18 protein-coding genes are annotated in these 23,373 nt (G+C 34.4%); 1 reads left to right on the top strand and 17 read right to left on the bottom strand.

What is annotated here, in order from left to right; all coding sequences use genetic code 11:
- Positions 1–39: 39 nt before the first annotated feature.
- The 16 genes from JZO69_RS05805 to yeiL form a co-directional block, all read right to left on the bottom strand.
- Positions 40–2,325 carry a glycosyl hydrolase family 18 protein gene (locus JZO69_RS05805; protein WP_207111945.1) on the bottom strand — a complete coding sequence of 762 codons (2,286 nt, stop codon included), beginning with the start codon at positions 2,323–2,325 and terminating at the stop codon, positions 40–42.
- A 414-nt stretch (positions 2,326–2,739) separates the two neighbouring features.
- Positions 2,740–3,474: a hypothetical protein gene (locus tag JZO69_RS05810; RefSeq protein ID WP_207111946.1), complete on the bottom strand. Its 735-nt coding sequence runs from the start codon at positions 3,472–3,474 to the stop codon at positions 2,740–2,742.
- Positions 3,475–3,509: 35 nt separating this feature from the next.
- On the bottom strand, positions 3,510–5,177 hold the full coding sequence (locus JZO69_RS05815) for a glycosyltransferase family protein (protein WP_207111947.1): 1,668 nt from the start codon (positions 5,175–5,177) through the stop codon (positions 3,510–3,512).
- Between the two features lie 25 nt (positions 5,178–5,202).
- Positions 5,203–7,818, bottom strand: coding sequence for a YfhO family protein (locus tag JZO69_RS05820; protein ID WP_207111948.1), 2,616 nt, complete (start codon positions 7,816–7,818; stop codon positions 5,203–5,205).
- 69 nt (positions 7,819–7,887) lie between these two features.
- Positions 7,888–8,589, bottom strand: a complete 702-nt coding sequence (gene lepB, locus JZO69_RS05825) for a signal peptidase I (protein ID WP_207111949.1) — start codon at positions 8,587–8,589, stop codon at positions 7,888–7,890.
- A gap of 24 nt (positions 8,590–8,613) precedes the next feature.
- Positions 8,614–9,372: a signal peptidase I gene (gene lepB / locus JZO69_RS05830; protein ID WP_207111950.1), complete on the bottom strand. Its 759-nt coding sequence runs from the start codon at positions 9,370–9,372 to the stop codon at positions 8,614–8,616.
- Between the two features lie 42 nt (positions 9,373–9,414).
- Complete coding sequence (locus JZO69_RS05835) at positions 9,415–10,080, bottom strand: hypothetical protein (protein WP_207111951.1); 666 nt, start codon at positions 10,078–10,080, stop codon at positions 9,415–9,417.
- Between the two features lie 23 nt (positions 10,081–10,103).
- Positions 10,104–11,195, bottom strand: a complete 1,092-nt coding sequence (locus JZO69_RS05840) for a WxLIP family cell surface protein (RefSeq protein ID WP_207111952.1) — start codon at positions 11,193–11,195, stop codon at positions 10,104–10,106.
- Between the two features lie 103 nt (positions 11,196–11,298).
- Positions 11,299–12,090: a WxL domain-containing protein gene (locus JZO69_RS05845; protein ID WP_207111953.1), complete on the bottom strand. Its 792-nt coding sequence runs from the start codon at positions 12,088–12,090 to the stop codon at positions 11,299–11,301.
- A 30-nt stretch (positions 12,091–12,120) separates the two neighbouring features.
- Positions 12,121–12,924 (bottom strand): WxL domain-containing protein, encoded by an 804-nt coding sequence (locus JZO69_RS05850; RefSeq protein ID WP_207111954.1) that lies wholly within the window; start codon positions 12,922–12,924, stop codon positions 12,121–12,123.
- Entirely contained in the window at positions 12,917–13,264 is a 348-nt protein-coding gene (locus JZO69_RS05855; protein WP_207111955.1) for an LPXTG cell wall anchor domain-containing protein, read from the bottom strand. The genes JZO69_RS05850 and JZO69_RS05855 overlap by 8 nt, the downstream gene beginning before the upstream one ends.
- Before the next feature lie 15 nt (positions 13,265–13,279).
- The gene (locus JZO69_RS05860; RefSeq protein WP_207111956.1) at positions 13,280–16,636 is read right to left on the bottom strand and encodes an isopeptide-forming domain-containing fimbrial protein; all 3,357 of its coding nucleotides are present in this window, start codon (positions 16,634–16,636) and stop codon (positions 13,280–13,282) included.
- 139 nt (positions 16,637–16,775) lie between these two features.
- Entirely contained in the window at positions 16,776–17,483 is a 708-nt protein-coding gene (locus JZO69_RS05865; protein WP_207111957.1) for a DNA-binding response regulator, read from the bottom strand.
- Positions 17,484–17,748: 265 nt separating this feature from the next.
- Positions 17,749–18,849: a tyrosine-type recombinase/integrase gene (locus JZO69_RS05870; RefSeq protein WP_207111958.1), complete on the bottom strand. Its 1,101-nt coding sequence runs from the start codon at positions 18,847–18,849 to the stop codon at positions 17,749–17,751.
- 517 nt (positions 18,850–19,366) lie between these two features.
- Complete coding sequence (locus JZO69_RS05875; RefSeq protein WP_207111959.1) at positions 19,367–20,620, bottom strand: MFS transporter; 1,254 nt, start codon at positions 20,618–20,620, stop codon at positions 19,367–19,369.
- Between the two features lie 166 nt (positions 20,621–20,786).
- On the bottom strand, positions 20,787–21,461 hold the full coding sequence (gene yeiL / locus JZO69_RS05880) for a transcriptional regulator YeiL (RefSeq protein ID WP_207111960.1): 675 nt from the start codon (positions 21,459–21,461) through the stop codon (positions 20,787–20,789).
- 133 nt (positions 21,462–21,594) lie between these two features.
- Between yeiL and JZO69_RS05885 the strand changes: the two genes are divergently transcribed.
- The gene (locus JZO69_RS05885) at positions 21,595–22,221 is read left to right on the top strand and encodes a YczE/YyaS/YitT family protein (protein WP_207111961.1); all 627 of its coding nucleotides are present in this window, start codon (positions 21,595–21,597) and stop codon (positions 22,219–22,221) included.
- Between the two features lie 63 nt (positions 22,222–22,284).
- Here JZO69_RS05885 and JZO69_RS05890 read toward each other — a convergent pair whose 3' ends face one another.
- Positions 22,285–23,112 (bottom strand): LssY C-terminal domain-containing protein, encoded by an 828-nt coding sequence (locus JZO69_RS05890; RefSeq protein WP_207111962.1) that lies wholly within the window; start codon positions 23,110–23,112, stop codon positions 22,285–22,287.
- Between the last annotated feature and the right edge of the window lie 261 nt (positions 23,113–23,373).

The raw sequence follows: 23,373 nt of genomic DNA on the forward strand, positions 1-23,373 counted from the left end.
AAATAAGTTGAACTCTTTTGTCTTGAACTCTTTATCTTTTTATCCCACTAATTCCCAAGGACCCCATTGTTCTGTTCCAGGTACGTTACCTTGAGTCCACCATTTTGCTTTGTAGGTCTTACCTTGATATGTCACAATATCACCGCCATTATACGCTTTAGACGCATCCCATTCATTAGTCACAGGCGGTGTTGTACTTTCTTTTGTTTTTACTGAAACCACATTACTATCTGCTGAAAGATTGCCCGCAGCATCATACGCTTTTACAGTATAATTGTATGTCGTGTTGGCTTTTAAACTGGTATCTGTATAGGTTGTATTCGTAACAGTTCCTACTAAAATGCCATCCCGGTATACTTTGTAACCTGCTAGCTTCACGTTATCTGTTGATGCTGACCAACTTAATACGGCACTAGTATCCGTAATCGTTCCTGCCACTAGATTCCCTGGTATCGTTGGTGGTGTTGTATCTGTTGGATCTGGATTGACCGCGCCGCCACCATAGATTGTTTGTTTGCCAAGTTCCGCACCATTTTTTGCGATTCGTTGCGTCAATGCTATACTGCTGATTCGATTTACATCAACGGTTGCAGCATTCGATTTCAATCTAAATGTATAACTTGTGCCTTGTGGAATTTGTTGTGCATCATAAACAGATGATAGATCAACCACAACATTGCTCCCTTCAACGGTAACAGTTCCAGCTTTATAGTCGCCAGCAGTCAGCGTTTCGGCTGCATTGACTGGAATGTATAATTTAGGTAATTTTACTGTTTCAAAGGCCGCTTCAACGGCTTTTAGCACATCACCTGTTTCACCTGAAGTCTCATTGTTTTTAACTGTGATTTCATAGCCAGCACCATTTTCATTGTAGGGTACGATTGTCGCTTTGACATTTAAATCAGCATAAATCGTTTTATTGGCTGGCAAGTTAGCTGAACCAAATAAACCTGTTTTGATTGCTTTCGTTAATTCGTCACGCTTCGTCGTATCGGTCGCTTTATCTTGTGACTGCATCCATGAAATCACGCCGCCTAATTGATTATTTTTCACATATTCTGCTTTGTAACTAATCGAGCGCGGATTATCATAGGTATAAAACTCACCTGTTGTTTGATTATACATGTAAGGCGCTTTTGCTACATCATCCCAATATTCTTTTAAGCCTGGTGATTTTACTTTAAGATCTGCAATATTACGATACGGCCAAACACCACCTGCACGACCTCCATCGCCTGATTTTAAGGGATTTTTATTATTCGCACCATAAGTTGGTGATAAATCAGCATCTTTATTATTTTTTTCTGCCGCTTGGAATAATCCTGGATGAGCAGTATCTGTTCCAGCAGCTACTTTATTCCAACCACGAGTATAAAAGGCTGCACCAATCACAATTTTATTAGACGGCGCACCATTTGTTTTTAAATAGTTGACTGTTTGATCTACTGAAAATCCACTGGCATAATTAGGATCAGATGGATTGCCATATAATGCACTATGATGCGCACTATTTGGTGTCCAAGCCCCATTCATGTCATACGTCATCACGTTAGCAAAATCGATCACTTTAAATAATTCTGCAACATCCACACCATTTTTTAAGGTGTTTTGTGAAGCAGGCAATGCAACGGATAGCTCGTAGTTTTTGCCTAACTCTTTTCCTTGTTTATCGATGGCGGTCCGAATATCTTGTAATAGTGTGATAAAATTTTGTTTATCCGCAGGTTTGGCATGCGGTGTTCCTTCATCGTTTGTGTTGTCCACTTTATCTGGTTCACGAACAGAAGCAGGGTATTCCCAGTCCAAATCAACGAAATCCATATTAGTATACTTAATGAATTTAGCGATATTGCTGACAAAATTAGCTCTAGTCGTCGGATTAGCTGCGACATCTGAGAAATCACCTGATTTTGACCAGCCGCCGATTGAAATACCAATTTTTAAGTTAGGATTTTTTGCACGTATATCTTGAATTGCATTTAAAACTCCTGCGCTAGCGCTATTCCACTGAACGCCTTCTTGCCCGACAGGTGCGCCCACTGCTGCATCTTTATCCGTAAATTTTAAATTGCCACTACTATCAAAATCTAAAAATGCATAGTTTAAATGAGTCAATTGATTCGCTGGGATATCTTTAGGATAAAAATTATCTTCTCCCCCCCATATAGACCAGTCCCCATAATACATGACGTTACGATAAGTAGAAGGTTCCACTGCTTCAACAGAATGATTGGGAACAAACATAGATAAAGATAAAACTAAACTAGAAACAATAAGTACGGCAACTGATAAAACGTTTACATTTTTTCTAAACACTTTTTTCAAATTTTCCACCTCGTTTTAAGTTTTATATTCTTTATAGGACAATAAAAAACTGACACTAAGCTTATCTTTCCATCTCCTTACTGCTTTCATCATTTGTCAGTGGGATTACCTTTATTTCTAACATTAGAATAAAACAAATTGTAAGTAATTGCTACTAATAACCATGATATCCAAAACCTTTTTTATTGTAGCCAAACAGATAGAATCACTGGCACTTACACTACTACTTCATTATTTTCCAGAAGTTGGGTAACTGAAACAAACGTGAGTGGGACATAACTCTTCGAGTCATGTCCCACTCACGTGAAATCCTGATAAACAGTAGATAATTTACGTACAACTATTAGGGCGCACATCATTCTGTCACATCCTCGTTTTTCTACAAGGAATGTCTTCTTTTTTCATACAGTATGCTTAATCACTATAATCCGTGATACTCATCTCTAACTCACATACCTCACCTGTTGAGTTAAAAACAACTTGGATAATCCGACCAATTGTTTTATCTTTAACAGCTTTTCTTGAATCATCGTATATCCTAATCGTTTTGTACGCTAATTCATCTTTAGGTTTCTTTATTGTTTCTTGATATTTTTTGATTACTTTTTCTGAATCAACTATTTTCATTGTCTTACTTTCTTTTTGTAAAAGAAGTTCAATTCCCTCTTTAGTCTTTTCACTCGCTATTTTTTCACCAATGATGATTAAACTTTGACGACGTAATTTGTTTTCTTTTTTCTTGGCATCAAATTTGTAGATAGCTTCTAAACTGCCATAAATATCAAGATTCTCATCTGCTTTTTGATATTCCATAAAAGTATGCATGATCAGTTCTTGATCAGAACCTTTAACACGATAGATAGGTTCATTCCATTGGTATTCTTTATTGGAGAACGCTTCTTTGGTATTCTTTATGGATGACATATAAAAATCTGTAACAGAAATATCATAGTTTTCTTTCATAAGTTTCTTTGCTTCTTCTTCAGAAACCTCCGGAAAACTAACCAAGCTAAAGGGCTTATCTTGTTTTTTAGACCATGATAAACTTGCCTCCTCATTAGACAAAGGTTTCCCTTGTTTTGTTTTAGCACATCCAGAAATCAGTATCAGCATTGTCATTACTAAACTTATTGCCTTAATTTTTTTCATTTCATTCCTCCAAACTTTCTGACCTATTTAATTGCTTAACTCCTCATATTATTCTTCTCTTCAAGTAATTGTCGCTTCCTTAAGAAAAGGACACTTGAGACAACAATTAGGACAACGGCAGGTATTTTAGCTATTTTTTGAATCTTAGTCCCTGTGTAGCTGATTGCTAATTGTCCTTTTCCTTTTACTACAACTTCACTCAAGCCAACATTTTCCTTACTATTTTGTAATCCCCTAACTAACGGATCGCCTGTTGACTTGACTGTATATCCTTTATAGAAGGTTAATGGAAAAGTAAGTGTTGTCTCTTCAGGTGCGTCGTAATCTAAACGAATAAAATCGTAACCACGCTTCAGATTGATCAACTTAATCTTTTTCGATCCTGCCCGCATATTGTGAGGATTATTAATGAATCGGTCAAAATCCATATTAATCGGTAAATATTCTTTTCCATTTCCCAATGCAGCTGGATTAGGATTTTCAAAATCCTTATGCAGAAATTTTTTTTCCTCCTTTGCATTCATTTGATATGAAATCGATTGAATGATCATAAAAAGAAATACAATGATACTCACAAATTTTACGCTTTTTTTAGGTAATAATTGATCCAAGCTATCCGCTAATGCCCAACAAATAACAGTTGAAATGATCATAAAATATCGCCATGTAAACTGTATCGTATTTAGTAATGTGTTGTGAAAAAGAGCATGGGGAAAGGAATCAGTTGTTACAAATAGAAAGATACTTCCAATAATAAGCATTTGTTTGCTTGTAGTGGTTATTTTTTTTACACATAAAATTAAATACCCCATTGAACTAAATATAAATATACCTAAATTATTAAAGCCTGTATTATTTATACTGATATTTAGATATTTAAATAAACTACTCGCACTATTTTGTAAGTAGAAAATTGGTTTTGTCTGAACATTTAACTGCTGATACATCAGCTGTTCTAGTAGTGGAAACAGTACTGGTGATACTAGAATAATCGTCAGCGCTATAGATAATAGAAAATAGCTGATACGCTGTTTCTCATTTACTAATTTTCTGATATTTAAAAGGAAATACAGACCTATAAACATGGAAAAAATAACTGTTGACAATAAATGAGCATAAAAAATTCCTGCCATACCAATCCCCAAAAAGAAAAACTTCCGATAATCTCCTTGGACAATCTGTATTGTTCCCAAAATAACAACTGGAAGAAACAAAAAGGCTAACGTTTCTCCCAACGCGCCTCGAACGATCACATCACATAGACGATAGGAAGCTAAGCCGTAAATCACAGCAAAGAATAAACTTTTTGTTTTATTTTTTGATCCATATAAAAATGAATAATAGCCCGAAACAAAAGTCAAAAAATTGATTAAAATCATATATAGTATATAACTTTGAGTTATAGTGAAACCAACAACTCTAAATAGAGCTGCTGGATATAAAAAGAGATCTGGGTAAAAAATACTTGAAGCGTATCCCATACCAAAAAGAAAATAGTAATTGATCTTAGGAAAATAATCTCCTTGCTGAATTGCCCTACTTAGCCCTTCAATCCTCCCCATATGAAAAACAACATCGTCTCCTGCATAAAGTTTTCCATTTGAAATGAATGTAAAATAGATGCACAGAATACTCAAAAAAAGAAACATCATATACAAAAGCCAACTAGGATACTCACTTACATTTCGTTTCAACCGCCACATCAATTTTTCACCATTCCTAACTAAATCAAGATTTAAAGTAGTGACTCTTTCTATTCAGATAGACTACATAACCAATAAACAAGCTTATACCACTTACAAATAACACAGCTCCTATTAAAAAGCCTTGCGGCAAAAAGACCAATTCTAATGTGTGTTTACCTTTTGGAACTGGAATTGCTAAAAAAGCATCTTTAAAGGTTGGAATCTCTACCTCCTTATCGTCTACGTATGCTTTCCAGCCTTTATCATAAGGAATAGTCGTAAAGATGACTTGCTCTTCTTTGGTATCGATTTTAGCAATCGCTTTTCGACCTTTAATTTTGAAATCTATCGCTTTTTCTTTAATTTTATCTAATGTTGCTTGATATTTTGTTATATCTAAATGTGCAGCATCTGGTTTAATAAAACTAATTGAATCAAAATCTTTTCTGTTATCGCGTGGATATAAGTAAAATAATGCCTTTACCTTCACTTTTGTTGCCTTTTCATAATAACCAATATTAAAAAATTGCCCGCTTTTTCGATATTCTGTTACATGAGAGTTCTCCCCAACATCAAGTCGAAGCATTGCATCAACACTTTTGTTAAATTGAACAGGATACAAAGAAATATACGACTGCGTTTTTGCAGGAACATCAACTTCCCAAATAAGCACGATTGGATCTTCTGTATCTAAAGCTCTATACTCCACATCATTTCCCGACTCAGAAATTTCTACATTTTTAGAATCGACAAGAGCTATTTCATCAATAGAGAAAAACGAATCCTTCATGCCAGATAATTGATTGTATAAATCTATTTGAGTTTGAACAGCGTTTGGTAAGAAGATGTCTTCATTTGTATAAATGCCTAAAGGTAGTGTTTCTTTGTTTTCGTAGAGAGAATATTCGCCTTCTGTTGCAATTTTCTCAAAACCATATTTCATTGGATCTGTTTTATCAATGATATATTTTATCCCTAGTAGGGAATCCATCAACAAAGTATTATTCTCATATCGAATAGATAAATTGGTTCCTACTGAAAAGAATCCTAATTCAGATAAGTATTCTGATGAATGTCTGTTACGAATTGAAGAGAACATCCCAACACCTGCGTAACCATAATTAAAGCTATCATTGATCGTCACTTGCGAAAGGTTTTCCATCCGATAAAAATTAGTATTTCGCTCATCCGCCTTATCAACTAATGTACGAATCGGCTGATACGCTTTTTCATAGCTATCACTTTTAGGGTAACGCCATTCTGATGACATACCATTAATAATTCCCTTTGAATTTAGTGACGCCTCAAGGACCACTATTAAAACAAACAGCACCGCCATAAAATGACTCTGTTTTCTTTTCTTAAAGAAGAAATAATTCATAAGTAGATAGACAATCAGAAAAATGATCGTTCCAATAATTGAGACTACAGAAATATACGTGTAGTGTAATTTCTCGCCAAAGATACTGACTAAAATAACGCATGTGATCATCCCAATAATTAGATTGACCATCCTATTAAAATCTGATTCGGCTAATTTTTCCCAACTGTAACCTGCAACCATTAATAGCAAAAACGAAAATAAAAAACTAAATCTGAATAAAAACATATTCGGAGAATGAAAACCATGCCAAAATAAATTCAGTGGTTCAAAATAAAAACTCAAAATCAAAATCAAAAATAGTGAGCCATACGCAATCTTATTTCTTATAGATACTTTTTTAGACATAAAATATAACAAACATAAAATCAAAGGAAATAATCCTATATAAATAAAAGGAATTGTTCCATATTTGGTAGAATCGTATATACCAATCATATTTTTTACAATAATATCTAGAACTCCTGTTGAAGCCGTTTTGATTGTTTTGATTTTACTTAGTTCTTCACCATTATTCCTTATATCCAACAACATAGGTAAAATAATAATCATTGAAGCTAATCCTGAAAGCACTGAGGTAATCAAATACATTAAACTATTGTTTACATACTCTTTTTTGTTTATATATAAGCGAGCAATAAAATAGAGAACAGTAAAAATACCAATCATAAAACTCATATAAAAATTCGACAAAAATAATAAGAGGTAGGTAACAAATAAAACAATCGGTTTCTTTTTCTCTATTATGCGATCGATCCCTAACACTACTAATGGTAAATAAATAAGAGCATCAATCCACATAACAATTTCTGCATGGGCAACTAGAAAACTCATTTGAGCATACATAATACTTAATATAAGTTGCTGCCAAGCCTTAAGAGTGAATGTCTGTTGTGCATATAGCCAAAAAGAAACACCCATCGAGCCGATTTTTAATAACGTAAGAAAATAGAAAAACTCTGGAATAGATTGATTATCAAAAAAATAAACAAGAGGTGTAAATATTCCGCCTAAATAATACGAAATCAAAGCCCAATAGTTTATTCCTAAAGAACCATACCAAGAATAAAAAATATTCTGTTTACCATGTAAAACATTATTAAAGCTAGCATGAAAATTAGAATACTGTGAAAAGGCATCACTTACAAGAATACTCTTTGGACCACCAGGATAAACACCTACACTATAATAAACCACTACCATAATCATAATAGGTACGATAAAACTACTAAGTAGAAAGAACCCATTTTTCTGTATATAGTTCAATATTTTTTTCATTCTTTAAACCTCATCTTAAAATTTTAAAAAAGAAGGACACCGTTTTTGCGTATCCTTCTACTTGTATTACTATTTCACTGCGCCAAACTGATTTAATGGAAAATAACGGAGAACCATCACTCCTTCAATTTGATCAGAAGAAACCAAGCCAAACTGACGACTATCATTAGAATGATTGCGATTATCACCTAAAACAAAATAGTTTCCTTCTGGAATAATTTGTAGTGACCTCATTTCATCATATGCTTCTTTTGCTAAATTGATTTTCACTGTTCCATCTGGTAAATCTACAGCACCTATTTGATTCCCATTATATGGAATTGTGGTTTCATCAGAGATTTGATGATTAATAAAAAGAAACCCTCTATCTGTCCAAATCGTATCTCCCGGTAAACCAATCACACGTTTTACATAAGATTCTTTCGGTTTTCCTTGCGGTGCAAAAGTGATGATATCATATCTTTCGGGTTTCTTTTTTTTACTCACTAATATGTAGTCATGATGATTCAGCGTTGGATTCATCGATTGCCCCTCAACCATATGTGCTTTCATTTTAATCAAAAACAGCAAGCAAAAAACAGCAAAAAGAAAAAAGAACCCATTTGAGACTATCTTGAATAACCTTTTTACTTTTTTTAATTGTTTTTCAGCTTCTCGTTCGCTTCTTTTACGATTGGGTTTATGAACTAATCCATTTCTATTCCTTTTGACCTTTTTTACTGCTTGTTTATACTTTAAATTTCTTTTCCCTAATGAATATTCTTTATTCATACTCTCTCTCAAAACTTTCTCTATTTAATACCTCATCATTTTATGGAAAGGCATTAATCTCATTTGAACAACTCCGATGATATCTTTTTCATCAATTAATCCATAATACCGGCTATCAGAAGAATATTTTCGGTTATCTCCAAGGACTAAGTATTTACCTTTTGGAATTGTAGACTGTCCCGTCAAATGCCTAACATTAAAGTCATCTGTTAAAACTATTCCAGTTTGTTTAGCATCATATAATGATTTTGCTAAATACGTTTCTATTTTTTCTTTATTATTCACAAACAATTTATCATTTTTATAAAAGACCTCTTCTCCAGGCAAGCCAATAACTCTTCTAACAGATTTCTCTTTATTGTTCGGAACATTGAAATAGACAAGTCTGTATCGTCTGATTTGGGCTAGTTTATTCACGTAAACTGTATCCCCTTCATTGACTGTTGGATCCATCGAGTAACCTTCAAATTTAGCAATTGTAAACGTTGGTACAGAAACGAGATACAAGATTCCACTCGTTACAAAAATAGTTAAAGCTAACTCTATTAGTAATCGTCTCAGTCGCTTTTTCTTTATTTTTTTTCTTTTCAGCTTTTTCTTTTTTTGAGTATTCTTTTTTTTAGGTGGCTTTAAATGAGTCTGCGGCACCTTACTTCGTTTGAATCTTTTTTTTGCTTCTGGTTGAGGTTTCTGAGATCTTGGAGGGGAGATTTTTTTTTTCGTTAGCTGCTTCCTTTTTTTCTTTGTTCTATTGCTACTCTTTTTTCCCTTGATTAGACTCATAATAGGACCCCTCCTTTGTCCATAACCTCTCTCTAGGTATCCTTATTTCCTCTTTTTCAAGGCGTCTTCATTTACTTTAAAATAGCTAAATACTTTTTTTTGTTGTGTCTTTGCTTTTTTTATATCATCTGCAAATTCCTCTAACCTCTGATCATTATCAAGAAATTCCTTTGGTTGGTTGTTTAAATTAACCCCTAACTCTTTCATCAACTGATACATTCTAGTTAGTGTACTTTGACCTTCTACCGATAATCGAACATCAGCCATTCGAGCTCCATAGCTAGTAAGTCGTCCCGCTAGTTCTATGATATTTTTTGATATTTTTGCTTTATTTTCACTTGTTGATGCAGCTTGAAGTTGTTCTTCTATGTTATTGATCAAATAATAACCTTGTACAATTGCTTCAGAATCCCTTTGGCTTAAATGCGTTTGCTGGTAATGTCTTGAATAAAATGAACCTGCCATAAACAGAGCGCCACAAAAAAACATTACTACAGCTGTTACTAACTGCGACTTACTTTTTCGCTTCAGAAAAATAATTTCTTTTTTACGTCTTTTTTGTTTCTTTTCGTTACGTAACTTCTTCTTCCTTAATTCAGTCATTCTTTGCTTCGTGGAAACAGATAACAGGATGAACACTAATACAAAAACTAAACAGAGGCTAGCAATTGACAATAACCCAATGAACAGCCAGTCTAAAACACTCATTTATCGGTTCCTCCTTACCTCTGTTACTTTTTTTTATTCGCTTTTGAAGAGTTCTTTCTTTTTCCTTTACCACTTTTCTTATTGAATGCTCGAATTGCAAAGAAAACAATCAGTCCCAGTGTTACTACTCCACCAACACACATTGCAATTAGTTTCCAATCAAAGCTGGCCTCTTGTAACAAACTAACGTCTTGATCATTGAATTTATCTGCATCTTCATCTGTTATTTTAAAATCTTCTAGCCATTCCCATTTTTTGTCTCCCCTAGCAGTTACCTTAATATGCGCTTGATAGTCACCAGGAATCATTTTTTCACCATTCATTGAAACAGCATAATTAATCATTGTATTAGGAGCCATCCGCATTCCTGCTTGTTTAGAATCATAAAGAACTTCTTTTGAGCCTTTTTTAGTGATTTGAGTTTCAAGTGTCATTTCTTCAAGAAATGCAGGCTTTTCATTAGAATAATTAATAAAAATCGAATTTCGGAAATTACGCAACTCTGGATGCACTTTATTAAGCTTTAAATTGGGCATAACTTCTGTGTCATTTTCTTTTAACACCATCGCAACTACATAAGCATAACGATTGATTACTGCGCCATCAGCTTTTTTTTCTTCCTCTTCATTTGGTTTCACCTGAATCTGAAATCCACCAACAATCTGTCCATCAAATTCGGTTGCTGGCATTGTAATCTCATAATCAACATCTATCGAAGATTTTGCTGGTATCGTTACTTCTTCTGGGCCTTTGACAATATCTGTAAATTTGTATTTTAAGGATGCGTCATCTTCAATCGTTGTTGGACCATATTCTATGACACCATTGCTGTTTGTTTTAGCACCATTTAGGCTTATCAAAATATCGATTGGCTTTTCTTCAGCATTGTTAAGTTTAATTTGTACTTTATGTTTTTCTCCTGGGCTAAGTTTTAAATCAAAATAATTCGCATCACTGACTTGTTTTTCTGATTTGACTGTTTCAAAACTAAACCCTCCCTTTGCTTCTTGATCCGTTCCTTTTATTTTTTCAGTAGCAAATGCATTAGTGCTTGGAATTAGTAATAAACTTATGTATAAAACAAATTTAAAAAAGTGCGTTTTTTTCTTATTCATAAACTTTCCTCTCTAAAATTAGAAATAAGTGCACTGATTCTAAAATCAGTGAACTTATTTCAATCTTGTTTTACTTCAACTCAAATAAGTTGTCTCTGTTTTATTAAGGATTTACACCAGCTGTGATTTCCCATAAAATCGTTGCAGAATATTTTCCTTTTAGTAAACTCAAGTTTTTTGGTACCTTCAAAGTAACTGCTTGTTCCGCGCTACCTTCAGCATCGGCTTCAATCGTTTTGTCTCCGAAAGAAATATCCCAGTATCCAGTTCCTTTTGTAGAATCACTATTTTTAAGAACAGGTACCGCTGCACCTGGCTCTTTTCCATCTTCTGCTGGTGCTAATTCAAAGGCTGTTTCTAACCCAACTGGCTTATATGCATCGTCAGCAAATGCTGAATGAATACGTGCTGTTTTATAGTGAATTTCAGCACCTTTCAAAATACCTTCAGTATTTACTTCATGAGTAAATTGCTTTTGTAGCTTAGCTGTTACTGTATATGAGTGATCTAATGTATCTGAACGTTTGTCCTTGAATTCAACAAAGTTTTCAGTAATAACTCCTGAAGGATCCTGATATTTATTTACAGGAATATCTCTCATTTCATCTGCTGCACCTTGCTCAATAATTTTACTTTTATCGAATTGTAGTGGGCTAGCTCCTAAAATCTTTAAAGGACCTTTATCTGGATTAGGCTCTAAATCTAATTCACTTGAATCACCTGGAATATGTGGTTTGTCAGAAGAGGCATCTGTATCATCTTCAAATTCAACAGTTCCTTGTCCATTGTATTGTGTTGCTGTTCCATTGTCCGCTTTTGTTGCATTTGGCATTGCCACTGCTACTCCGACAACTGCTAATAATGCAGCGCCGCATAATTTGTGTGTTAATTTCATTTGTGTTTCCTCCTAGTTTTTGTGTTTTATTTATGGCAACTCGGCTAATATCCAAGTTAACACCGTTTTGTAAGATACCGGATCGACTTTAGTTACTCCTGGTATAGATAAAGTGACAGCACTATTTTCAACAATCTGCTTATTTTCAAAATTCGGATCTAAAACAGGATTGCCTTGACTGTCCACTTTGGGTTTCAATGTACTTTTTTTTCCACTGGGGTTGCTATCTGATGCCCCAAAAATAATACTCCAAGTCCCTTTAACATGATCGTTATTCGCTTTTGCTAACTGATAGGTTTCACCAATATTATCAATCCGGATGATTTCTTTGGAGACTTCTGGCGCTTTATTTAAATCACCAGTAGTATTTACCCATGATTTATCAAAAGATAGCATCGCTCCATCTAATTCATTAAATAGTGTGTTATTATTTTTGAATTGTGTTTCTTGTCGAACTTGAAGAGTCCAACCTGCTGCGTTGGGACGAAAATCTGAGACTTGAATAAAATTCCCTCTAGCTTCAGTATCGCCATGAAATAATTGTCCATGTACAGGATAGATTTTATCTTCTGTTGAAATCTTGTTACTCCCAAAGTGAAGCTGAGGAACAAAATCAATTCTAAGGTTGCCATCCGTCTTCGGACTGGTTCCTGGGTCGACAGTCTGATCAGGATTTTCAGGATCTACAACAACTTGTTTGTATTCACCATCAAACTCAACAGTACCGTTGACTAGATATGCGCTACTTTCAGCGTAACTTGTCTTAGACATCAGAAAACCACTACCAAAAGACAGAAGAACTAAAGTTGATAAGGTGAGGACTTTTTTATTCATGTTCTCTCGCCTTCCTTTCATTCTCCTTTTTACGCTTCCAAAGAAATAAAATTCCTACAATCAGTATTAAAGCCATCCCACTGATTCCCAAACTTTTTATCACTAATTCACCCGTAGAAGGATATCTGCCTTTTGGCTTTTCGATAACAGATGATGTAGAATCACTATCAGATGGCGGTTTACTAGAATCTTTGATGGGTTCTTCTTCAAAAAAAGAAATTTCACCATCCGTATTTACCGCTCCTCCTTCGTCTGCATAGCTTTGCATAGATCTACCTACTCCTAGTAAGGAAAATAAAACTACGGTCATAATCAAATAAATTACTTTTTTTCTTTCCATCTTATTTTCCCTCCATTATGGTGTCGGTAGTGGTGCATCCGCTAGCTCCCAAACGAGAATCGCTTTATACACACCCAAAGAACCGATTTGGTTTGGTGGTACTTCTAATTTGAACCCTTGACCATTTTTTTTCCAAGTCTCAGTAATATTGACATCACCCTGTTTGTCATTTTTATGAGTAAAGATTTCATATGCGTTACCATCTAGAACACTTTCATTTCCATTTTTGCTAAAACGAATCGCGCGCGGCAATTTAACATTTTCCTTTAATTGCGATGTCATAGGTGTGTCTACTTTTACTGTAAGCATCCATTCTTTCAGTGTTCCTCTGTTATCTGACACAATCAACTCTTCAGAATATTCTGGCGTTTCAACACGCGTTGTATTCCCTGTTGCTCTTTGTTTTCCAAAATCAATTTCAGTCGGAAAAGAAGATAACTCGATAATGCCATGAATGATATCTCCCGGCAAAGGAACCTCCTGAGAATCAACTGAGATGAGAACATGTCCTGAATTAGGATTGGTTGGACCTGGAACGAATGGTGTTTCTTGAGGTGAATCTCCTAAAGCCGACGCTTTATTTTTGATTTTCTCTCCAACCACTCCACGACCGATTTTTACATTAAATGTTGCTGTTATATTTTTCTTAGCAGCTATATCACCAGCAAGGATTGTCAACGTACGTGTTGATTCCTCATACTCAAATTGGGAGTCTTGGATCGGTTCACCATTGATCGTAATGCCATGATTCGATGGGTCAAATTCTAACCCTTCCGCAAGTTGATCAACGAGTCGGACCTTTTTCCAATCTTGAGAATCAGCTTTTGGATTGCTTGCTTTTAATGTGTAGGTTACTATGTCACCAACTGAAGTTGTTTCCCCTCCACTTGAAATAGCCGTTTTAACTAAAGTTGGTTGATCTGGAATAACATCTTCTACAACATACTTAGTAATAGCTTTAAAAGTTGCATCGCGATAGTTCATATCGACAGTTGGATTGATATTTCCATTTTCATTATTTGTCGAAGGGGCAGCTGGCTCCAGTTTTTCTGTAATTTTTCCTGCACTATCTTCTAGAAAGATTTCTATAACATCACCTTTGCTTAGATATCCCGGTAAATCATACACCCATGTACCATCGTCATTAACGGTTCCACCGGCTTGACGTATCCCGTTGGTGTCGATATAAATTTGGGCTCCAGATTCGGCCCCTACTCCAGTCAACTGCTTCGTCGCATTTGTCACTTTTCCACTTTCAACTTTTGCGGGATCTGGTGGCGTAACATCGATCACAGTTGTTGCTGTTACTTCTCCAATCCTGTAAGGTGTTAACACTCCATTAGTCAGTGTTGCTCTCTTAGGAGTCCCTTTCATCTCTTTCCCTGCAAGCTGAAACCCTGCAATTGCATGATCTGCCTTTTTCCAATGTACATAATTATCTTTCGTACTTACGCCAGTATAGGTATTTCCTAGAGTATCAATATAATCAACATACGCTTTACGGATATCATCTGCATAAACCGGTTTAACCTTTGCATCACCATTTTCGTCAAATGGATCTTCACCACCGACCGCAGTATACCCAATCTGAACTATTCCTTTTTGACTATAGTCAGCATCGGTTACGGGTATCCAATTAAGTTTTGGTGTACTGTTCATTCCTGAAATACGTTTGAAATTACTTCGCGTGTACTGGGTTCTTAAATCATCATTCGTACTTGTAACGCTCCCTGCTGCTACAGCATTTGTAACTTGTACTTCTTGAACATCTGCATAATCATACGTAGGAGCCCCATCCATATCGATTGAATTTTCCCAAATAGAAATATCTGAATTTCGTATAATAAATTTATGGTTCCCCCGATCTGTATTCTCATCCCCTAGAAATGCTCTAGTTGCCCCTGTATTCGTACGTAAGTTCCGAATATCGAAAGTTTCTGGATTATCAAATAACACTTGTGAGCCACCTTTAGAGGTGCCACGATATCCTATAACTCCAGAATTATTACTACCAACAATAAAAACTTTACTTTTCGATTTGAACTCTACATTGACATTTCTAGGTGCAGTTCCAACACCAGTAGTAGCATGCGTACTATTTGAACTTCCAATAACAAGTGTAGGATAGTTAAGAGAATTACGACGAGAAAGTAAATTTACAGTTGAACCTTCTTCAGCTAAGAAACTTGAATTATCTCTATTAAAGGATAATGCTGATCCAGCTATATTTGCATTATATGTTGCATTTTTACCTACTTTTATCTGATCAAAATGCTCATATACTCCTGGAAAAGCGGTACTTGTATCTCTTGTATTATGCAAGTAAACAAAAGCACCTTCACCAATATCGAATTTCATCGTCCCAGTACTATTCCCACTGTCATTGTTAGTGCCCACTGGTTGTATGAACCAAATTGTTGAATAGTTATGGTAAGCTATTTTCCCAGAATAATACGCATAAGGTTCATACGTCATTCCTCCGGTGTAAAAATTTTCAGCACCAGTAATTAACTTGTTATAGCCCCATACACTTACTTCTGCACGATTTGCGCAAATCAATCGTCCTCTTATATTCTGATTATTTGTTGCAGCAGATCCAGAAGGGGTATACACGTTACCAATTCGATAACGCCACAAACCATTTCTAGGATTAGCATTTACAGAAGTATAATCTCCAGAATTGCGACCATTAACAAACCCCCAACTATTCACAGCTTCGATTTGTGCAGCATTTCCATTTGCAACTTGAATATCATGCATATGAAAGACTGGAACATCGGAGAACGCTTGTCCAAAATCCGCTATATTAGTTAAATCAGAAAGATTGATAGACCCATTCCCAAATCGTAGTAAATAACCTTGTCCATCTATCTCAATTGATTCTGTTCTTCCAAGGTTCACGGTATTGCTGGTAGTCACGATATCATTATCAAGTACTATTTTAGAAACCCCATTATCTTCGTAGTACTTTGCAAACTCTGCATAAGTAGAAACATGCTTGACATTGGTTTCTGGACGAAAGTTATATTTAGCATTCCATGCATCATTTTGTTGTGCATTTAAAGATTTATACTTTAGCTGATACTCCAAATTGGTCATTCCACCAGTAATTTTTCCATCCGCTATTGATTGAGGATCCAGATAATCTCTCCCCTCCATAAATGCATTCATTTGTGGTAGCGTAATATCTTCCTGAGCATGTAACTCTTCTTCCGTTTTCTTCATGAGGGGATCAATGGATTGTTGACTAGAATTTTCTATAACATCTGCATGTTCAGCTTTGATTTTCGTATCATTAAGACGAAAAGCTACTACTATAACCAGAACAATCAACAAACACCCTACAATCAATACACCTTTTTTTGTTTTCATTTTTTTCTCAACTCCTTTCTTACACATATTTTTTTGTGTGTAGACCACACTTTATTTCAATTTCTCCACTCAAAATTAAATACATTCTTTTAAGTGAAAAAAGTGAAATCAATTTAAAGGTATCTCTACCATTTAGTCTTCAACTAGACAACATATATCCTCTAGAACGAACTGTTCGGATATATTTCGGCTTAAAAGAATCGTCTTCCAATTTCTTTCTTAAATGAAAGATGAGGTTGGCTACTCGATATTTTTTATCGCCTTTCTCTTTCCCCCATACACTTTTATAAAGTTCTTCATAGGAAATCGCTTCGCCTTTATTGCGAATCAGCGTTTCCAATGCCTTAAACTCTAGTTTAGTTAGTCCGACTTCCCCTTTTCCTTCAATGTTTACAGAGAAATTTGTTGGAACTAAGCGAATGTTTTGAATTTGTTGTTCTTTTTTGGACGACTCTATTTGTGAATAACTATTTTTTTGCCCCTCTTTCCCTAATCTTCGTTCAAGAGTATTCATGACATATAAACAAAATTCATCTGAGTCTATTCGATTATCGAATGTGCCATCTGCTCCCAGTTGTAGATGAACAATTCGGTTTACTTTTGAGGATTCATTAGATAAAACCCAAACAAAACCTTCTGTTAAATCCCTTACTTTGATAATAAATTCACAGGTCAAGCCAATATTTTCTAAAGCAGATTCTGTGACAATCACAGCATCCATTTTTGGTACCCTTTCACGAATTTCAGTTGGATCAATTTGATGAATCGAACACTTTTTTTCTTTCAAAGCTGTTATGTATTCTAATTTGCTACTTTCAACATTGTTTACTAGAGCTATGTTAAACATTTAATTCCTCCTTATTATGTTTCTTATAATCCCATCGATTTTACACAATTATTTCCCATTTCCAAATAAAAATAGTGATTTACAGTTCAATAATTATTATTTTTTTATGATATGGAGTAAAATTAACTATAATTACTATTTTTTACAATTCTGATAAAATTTTCTCGTTCTAAGTAAGAACAGGAATATATGCCATAAACCTCTTTATATCAACTTTTTAATTTTAAGTTGACGGCGAACATGACGGCGAATACAGGTTTTCCTGTTAGATAGCAGCTACAGCTTCTACTGCGATTCGTTCTTCTGTTAAGTTTGAATTTGTATAAATATCAAGTGTCATTTTCGTTGAAGCATGTCCTAACAATGAGCTGATTACAGCAATATTTATCCCTTTTTCCAAACAACGAGTAGCAAAAGAATGTCTCAACGCATGGAAAGAACAGTCGACTAATTTAAAAGTTCGTAACAGCCGCTTAAACTGATAACGAATAGTTCTCGGCTCAGTAAAACCTTGATTTTTTGAAACAACATAAGTACTTCGACTTATATTTTTTTTCTTTACTAATTGCTCCAATAAATCAGAAGACAGTGGAATGATCCGTTCTGAAGTCTCAGATTTTGGCTTTTCTTCAATGACTTGTGTTTTATAACCACTTTCTGAGTAAGTTTTTACTCTTTGAAGAGTCCGTTTAACGGACAGTACTTTATTGTCAAAGTCAATATCTTCCCACTTCAAACCTGCTATCTCCCCAATCCGCATACCTGTTTCTAATGAAATCAGTGCCGCTAGGCCATCGGCTGATTTTTTTGCTTCTTTTATTAACAGTTTGTGCTCAAATTGCGAGATATTCGTTATTTTTGGCTTTCTTATTTTTGGTAGTTCCACGTTTTCGTATACTGAACTTCTAATAAAATGAAGCTTCTCTGCATATTTCAATGATGTTTTTAGTACCCTAAAAACGGAGTGAAGTGAATTGGTAGAAATTTTTTTCTTTGTAATTTCAATAAAATCTGTTAAATGTTTAGTCGTCAGTTCATTTAATCCCTTATCTCCAATTGTTGGGCGAATATGACAGTCAATTTTGCTTTTGTAACTATCAAATGTTCCTGGTTTTACTTTTGTACTAATTACCGTTTCAAGCCAATAATCCAACCAATTATTGAGCGTTCCATAAAATTGTTCAGATTTTTCTTGTACGGAAAGCATTGTTGCTTTTTTTATTGTTAGTTTTTCCTTTACCTCCTTATACGTTTGACCATAAACATAGCCATAGTGAATCCCTTTATTGGTTTTCCTGCCCTTAACGTATCGACCCTCCCAACGACCATCTTTTCGTTTATAAATGTTTTCTCCTTTTCTAGCCAAAGTAATCTCCCTTTCACAAAAATAATTGACGGCGAATTTGACGGCTATAAAAAAATGGGTTTTTCTCAAAATATTTAGAAATTATTGAAAAAATTGATATCTCCTTGGAATAAAAGTAAGCTATACTTACAAAAGATAAAAAAAATATATACTATTGACATAATTCTCAGTATTCTTATCTTTAAAATATGCAATTGACAATATTATCCAAATCACTTAACCTTTTAAAAGAGATAAAAATAAAAATATATCCACATTTTCTTTTTTCCGTTAACTCTATTTCCTGTTCTTACTTAGAACAGGATTTTTTTCACACTTCTCCTTTCAATAAATAGTATAAAAAAACTGCTCCTTTTTATTATCAAAAAAAGTTTAAATATTATACTTTTTTGATAAACAAAAAAAATAAACGAAAAATCTAGGTATTTATTCTATAACTAAAAAAGAAGCTCGCTTTCATTTGAATAGCGAACTTCTTCTTTAGTTGAAAAAAATTATTTGATTTTCTGATCAAATTTTATTCTTTTATCCTATAAATATCTGCTTCTGTTGTCTTTTTGAACAAATAATAACATAAGACTGAGATCAACAGAACTACACTTGCAACAACAGATAATGGTAAAACAATATTCGTACTTGTCTGTTTAAATATCATCCCGATCATTACTTGCCCTAACGGAACCGCACATTGCGCGCATGCTACGATGGTAGCCATTATTTTTCCCAGATTTTCTTTTGGTGTCACTCGTTGAACCATCGAAATCAAGTAGATGGATATGATACTCATCAGCATACCTATAGGAACACCTGTTATAACAAATAAAGTGAACCCCACCCTATTTCCTGCAGAACTTCCTGCAAATGTTAAGCCTATATTCATTGCAAATAACAGTAATCCAGATAATGTAAAGGTGAGATACAGATTATTCAATCGTAATTTTTTAGTAAAATAGCTCGCAAAAACAGCACCTAAAATTGTAGACAAACTGACTATAGACATCCCTAAACCATACATTGAGTCGTTTGCTTGTAAGACTACCCTTAAAATTACTGGTGTACCCACAATAAAAAATGATGCCAAAATAAAATTGACTAAGGCCGCAATCAGGATGGACTTCAAAATCACTTGGTTTCTACGAACTTCTTTGAAGCCTTCTATTAGATCTGATGTTAATGTTTTGAACACGCCTTTTTCTAATGCTCTTTTTTCAAATGGAATGTGAATGAACGATTCGATTATCGCTGCCAAAATGAAGAAGAGCGTGCTACTGATAACAAGTACTTGAGCCCCTAACAAACTATATAGAATTCCACCAATAATCGGCGCTACAACATTGGACATTGAAAGAACACCATTAACCATTCCGTTAACCTTTTCCAATTCACTCTCATCTACTAATAGAGGAATACTCGCTGTAACAACTGGTGTATCAAAGCTTCCAACAATCGACAAGATAAATAATAGAATGCCAATCAGAAAAACCGATTGGTTCATCCCTAATACAAAAAATAATAAAATAGCTAAAATAGCATTGGAGATGTCCATCAACACCATCAACATTCGGCGATCAAACCGATCCGCAATCGCCCCTCCAATCGGCGCAAATAAGACAGGTATGCTGGAAACTGCTAAAACAGTCGCAAAAATATCCGCTCTTCCTGTTTGGTCTAACACAAAAAGTGATAAGGCAAACCGTAAAATCGCCCCTCCAAATACCGAGATCATTTGACCTAATATCAAGTATACAATGTTCCGTTGATCCTTTTTCATTTTTTTCTTCTCCCCACATTTTTTACTCCATAACTAACAAAATGATAACGCTGTTTTCTTTATAAGCTTACCATTTTATTGTATTTTCTTACTCATTCAAAAGTATTAGTTTCTCTCAGACTTTTGGATGAACATTGAAGCTAATGTGGTTCGATTTCTCAGCTTTTTATCCTTCAATCAAGCCAGTGGCAAGTACTATTAATTCATCACGATTCACTCGATAACTTTTCCCTTGTTTTATAATAAAACCTAATTTTTGAAATTCTGTTAGGGTATGCATTAAATGCCGATAACTAACTCCTAGAAACTCAGCTGTCTCTGTTTGTTTTTCAGCATAGATCCCTTCAACCTCGGTTTGTAACATATATGCAGCTAAACGATGTTTCAACTTATAGTTTTGGTTATTTGAAAAATGTTCAACTCTTAATAAGATTTTTTCACCTAAGTATTTACCCATCATTCTCAAAAAATGATTATCATTCAACAATTCTTGCTTCACTTTATGATAAGGAAGAGCTAGACAAATGCATTGATCAATTGCTTGCACATCTTTAACTTGTTCTTCAACTTCTAACAAAGAAAGTTCGCCAATAAAATCCCCTCTACTTAAAAATTGAATCAGAGAGCGTCGACCATTTTCATGAATTTTGTAGATTTTGGCCTTCCCCTCAATTAAAAGAAATAAGTGATCTACTTGTTTATCGAAACGAATAATATATTCTTTTTTATCATAAACGTAAAGCATGGCTTGTTCCAACACATGTTTAGAAAAATAGTCTGGAAGCTTTAAAGGTTCCTTTTCAGTTAATTTTACTAGTTGATTTAAGCTATAAGTTTTCATTTTTCCTCCTTAAAACATGAGATATCTCCTATTATTATGATTGACTTTCGGCTAAATTACTACTAAAAGGTAGATGGCTCTCATTCGTTTTAAAAATGAGCATGCTTACTTGCTTTTACATTAGGAGGTTCTTATGAAAAAAATTTTAGCTTCACTTTTCTTTTATGCGCTTAGTGGAATTGGCATTAGTTTAACGCTAAAAGCAGATATTGGCGTCAGTAGTTTTAATTCATTAAATGTGGCGATTGCTTCTACCAGCAATATCAAAGTGGGAACTATCACTTTTTTAATGAATGTTTTCTTTTTATTACTGTTTATTTTATTATCAAAACAAAAGCAATTTTTGAAATACTTGCTGATGTTTTTTTCAATACTATGTCTTGGTAACATTATAAACTTTTTTTCCTATATACTATTAGCTCCGCTAAACTTAGAGAATTATTTCTTTAAAATGGTGATCTTTGTATTAGGCACCTGTATAGCAGGTTTTGCCACGGGAATGGTCATTTCTATTGGTATCTTGCCCTTTCCAATTGAAAGTGTTTGTATTGTATTATCAGTTTTGACAGGTTATTCCTTTACAAAATTTAGATATGGAATCGATTTGTTTTCGGTTGCTACTTCGTTAATCCTTTCCTCAATCTATAATTTGCCAATTTTTGTGCGAGAAGGCACTCTCATTAGTTTATTCTTATTATCTGGTGTTATTTCTTTTACCAAGGTACATTGTGAAACGTACTTACTTAATCTAAAACGCTGAACTATCTAAAAAAGTGGAAGTGTGTGGGACAAAAGTAAAAAGCACTTTTGTCCCACACACTAACTACGAATAAACGGTGGAAACAGAAGTAACCTCTTCCACTTTTTCTATTTTAATAAAAGGTAAGTTACCATCCGTAAAAATTTCATCGCCACCACCATTGCGCCCATGATAACTTGTTGTAAAGTGTTTCACGACTTCAACAGAAACAGGTTGATTGGATTCTGTAAACGTCTCTAAAACAAAATCACGTTCGTGATCAATATCTGAATTGATTTTATGAGTGATTTGACCTGTAAAAACAGAAAAACCAACTTTTTTATCATATGTTGCAGCACCCAACCAGTCTGCTTTTCTTCCTCCTGGTAAATACCAATTATCTGGTGTTTCCCAAAAACGAACATGATGCCTTCTCCTTGGATTATTTTTGATTTCCTGTTCAAAAGCTAAATCCTGTTTCTTATTAAATAAAAATAGAGAACTAACTGGCGCGCTAGGATACGACTTCGAAAAAACACTGGCAATGATCATCTGGAAACTAGAATGCAATGACAGCGGCTCTGCTTTCGTCCAGCCAGCATTTATGAAAAGTTGTTCTAATTCTTCTTTAGAGCCTATAAAAGCTAGATTGATTGGATCTCCTAGAAGCCCATCATTTGTTCTAGAGCGACCAATAAAATAATCTGGTAAATACCGCCCAGTCATCAGCTTATTGATAAAGGGGAGAACCAGATATGAACTGAATAACCAAAAAATGATGTATAAGAATATATGGATTTTTCTTGTTAGAATTTCTGAAAATAATGACTTATAAACTAAATATCCTATAAACGCAATTAAAATTAAACGAAGTACTCTAAATATACTGTTCAGTAGTGTTTGTTTTTTCATGTAGACTTTCCCTCCTGCTCGTAAATTGTGGATTCCCTAGCTCTGTCCCGTAATTGGTAATTATTTCTTGCTATTCTGCCATAATGCTAATCGTTCTTGTTTTGAGATGTATATATCAGCTAGGTATCGTTCTTCCTCCTTCCTCAAATAGTATTCATCTACTTAAATTATACTCACATCTGAGATAAAGTCGCCTATCAGCATACTGATTGTATAAAAAAGAAGCAGCCCTTCAAAAGGCTGCTTCTCTGTTTATTTTAT

Origin of the sequence: Candidatus Enterococcus ikei, assembly GCF_017316105.1 — a bacterium.
Lineage (GTDB): Bacteria > Bacillota > Bacilli > Lactobacillales > Enterococcaceae > Enterococcus_L > Enterococcus_L ikei.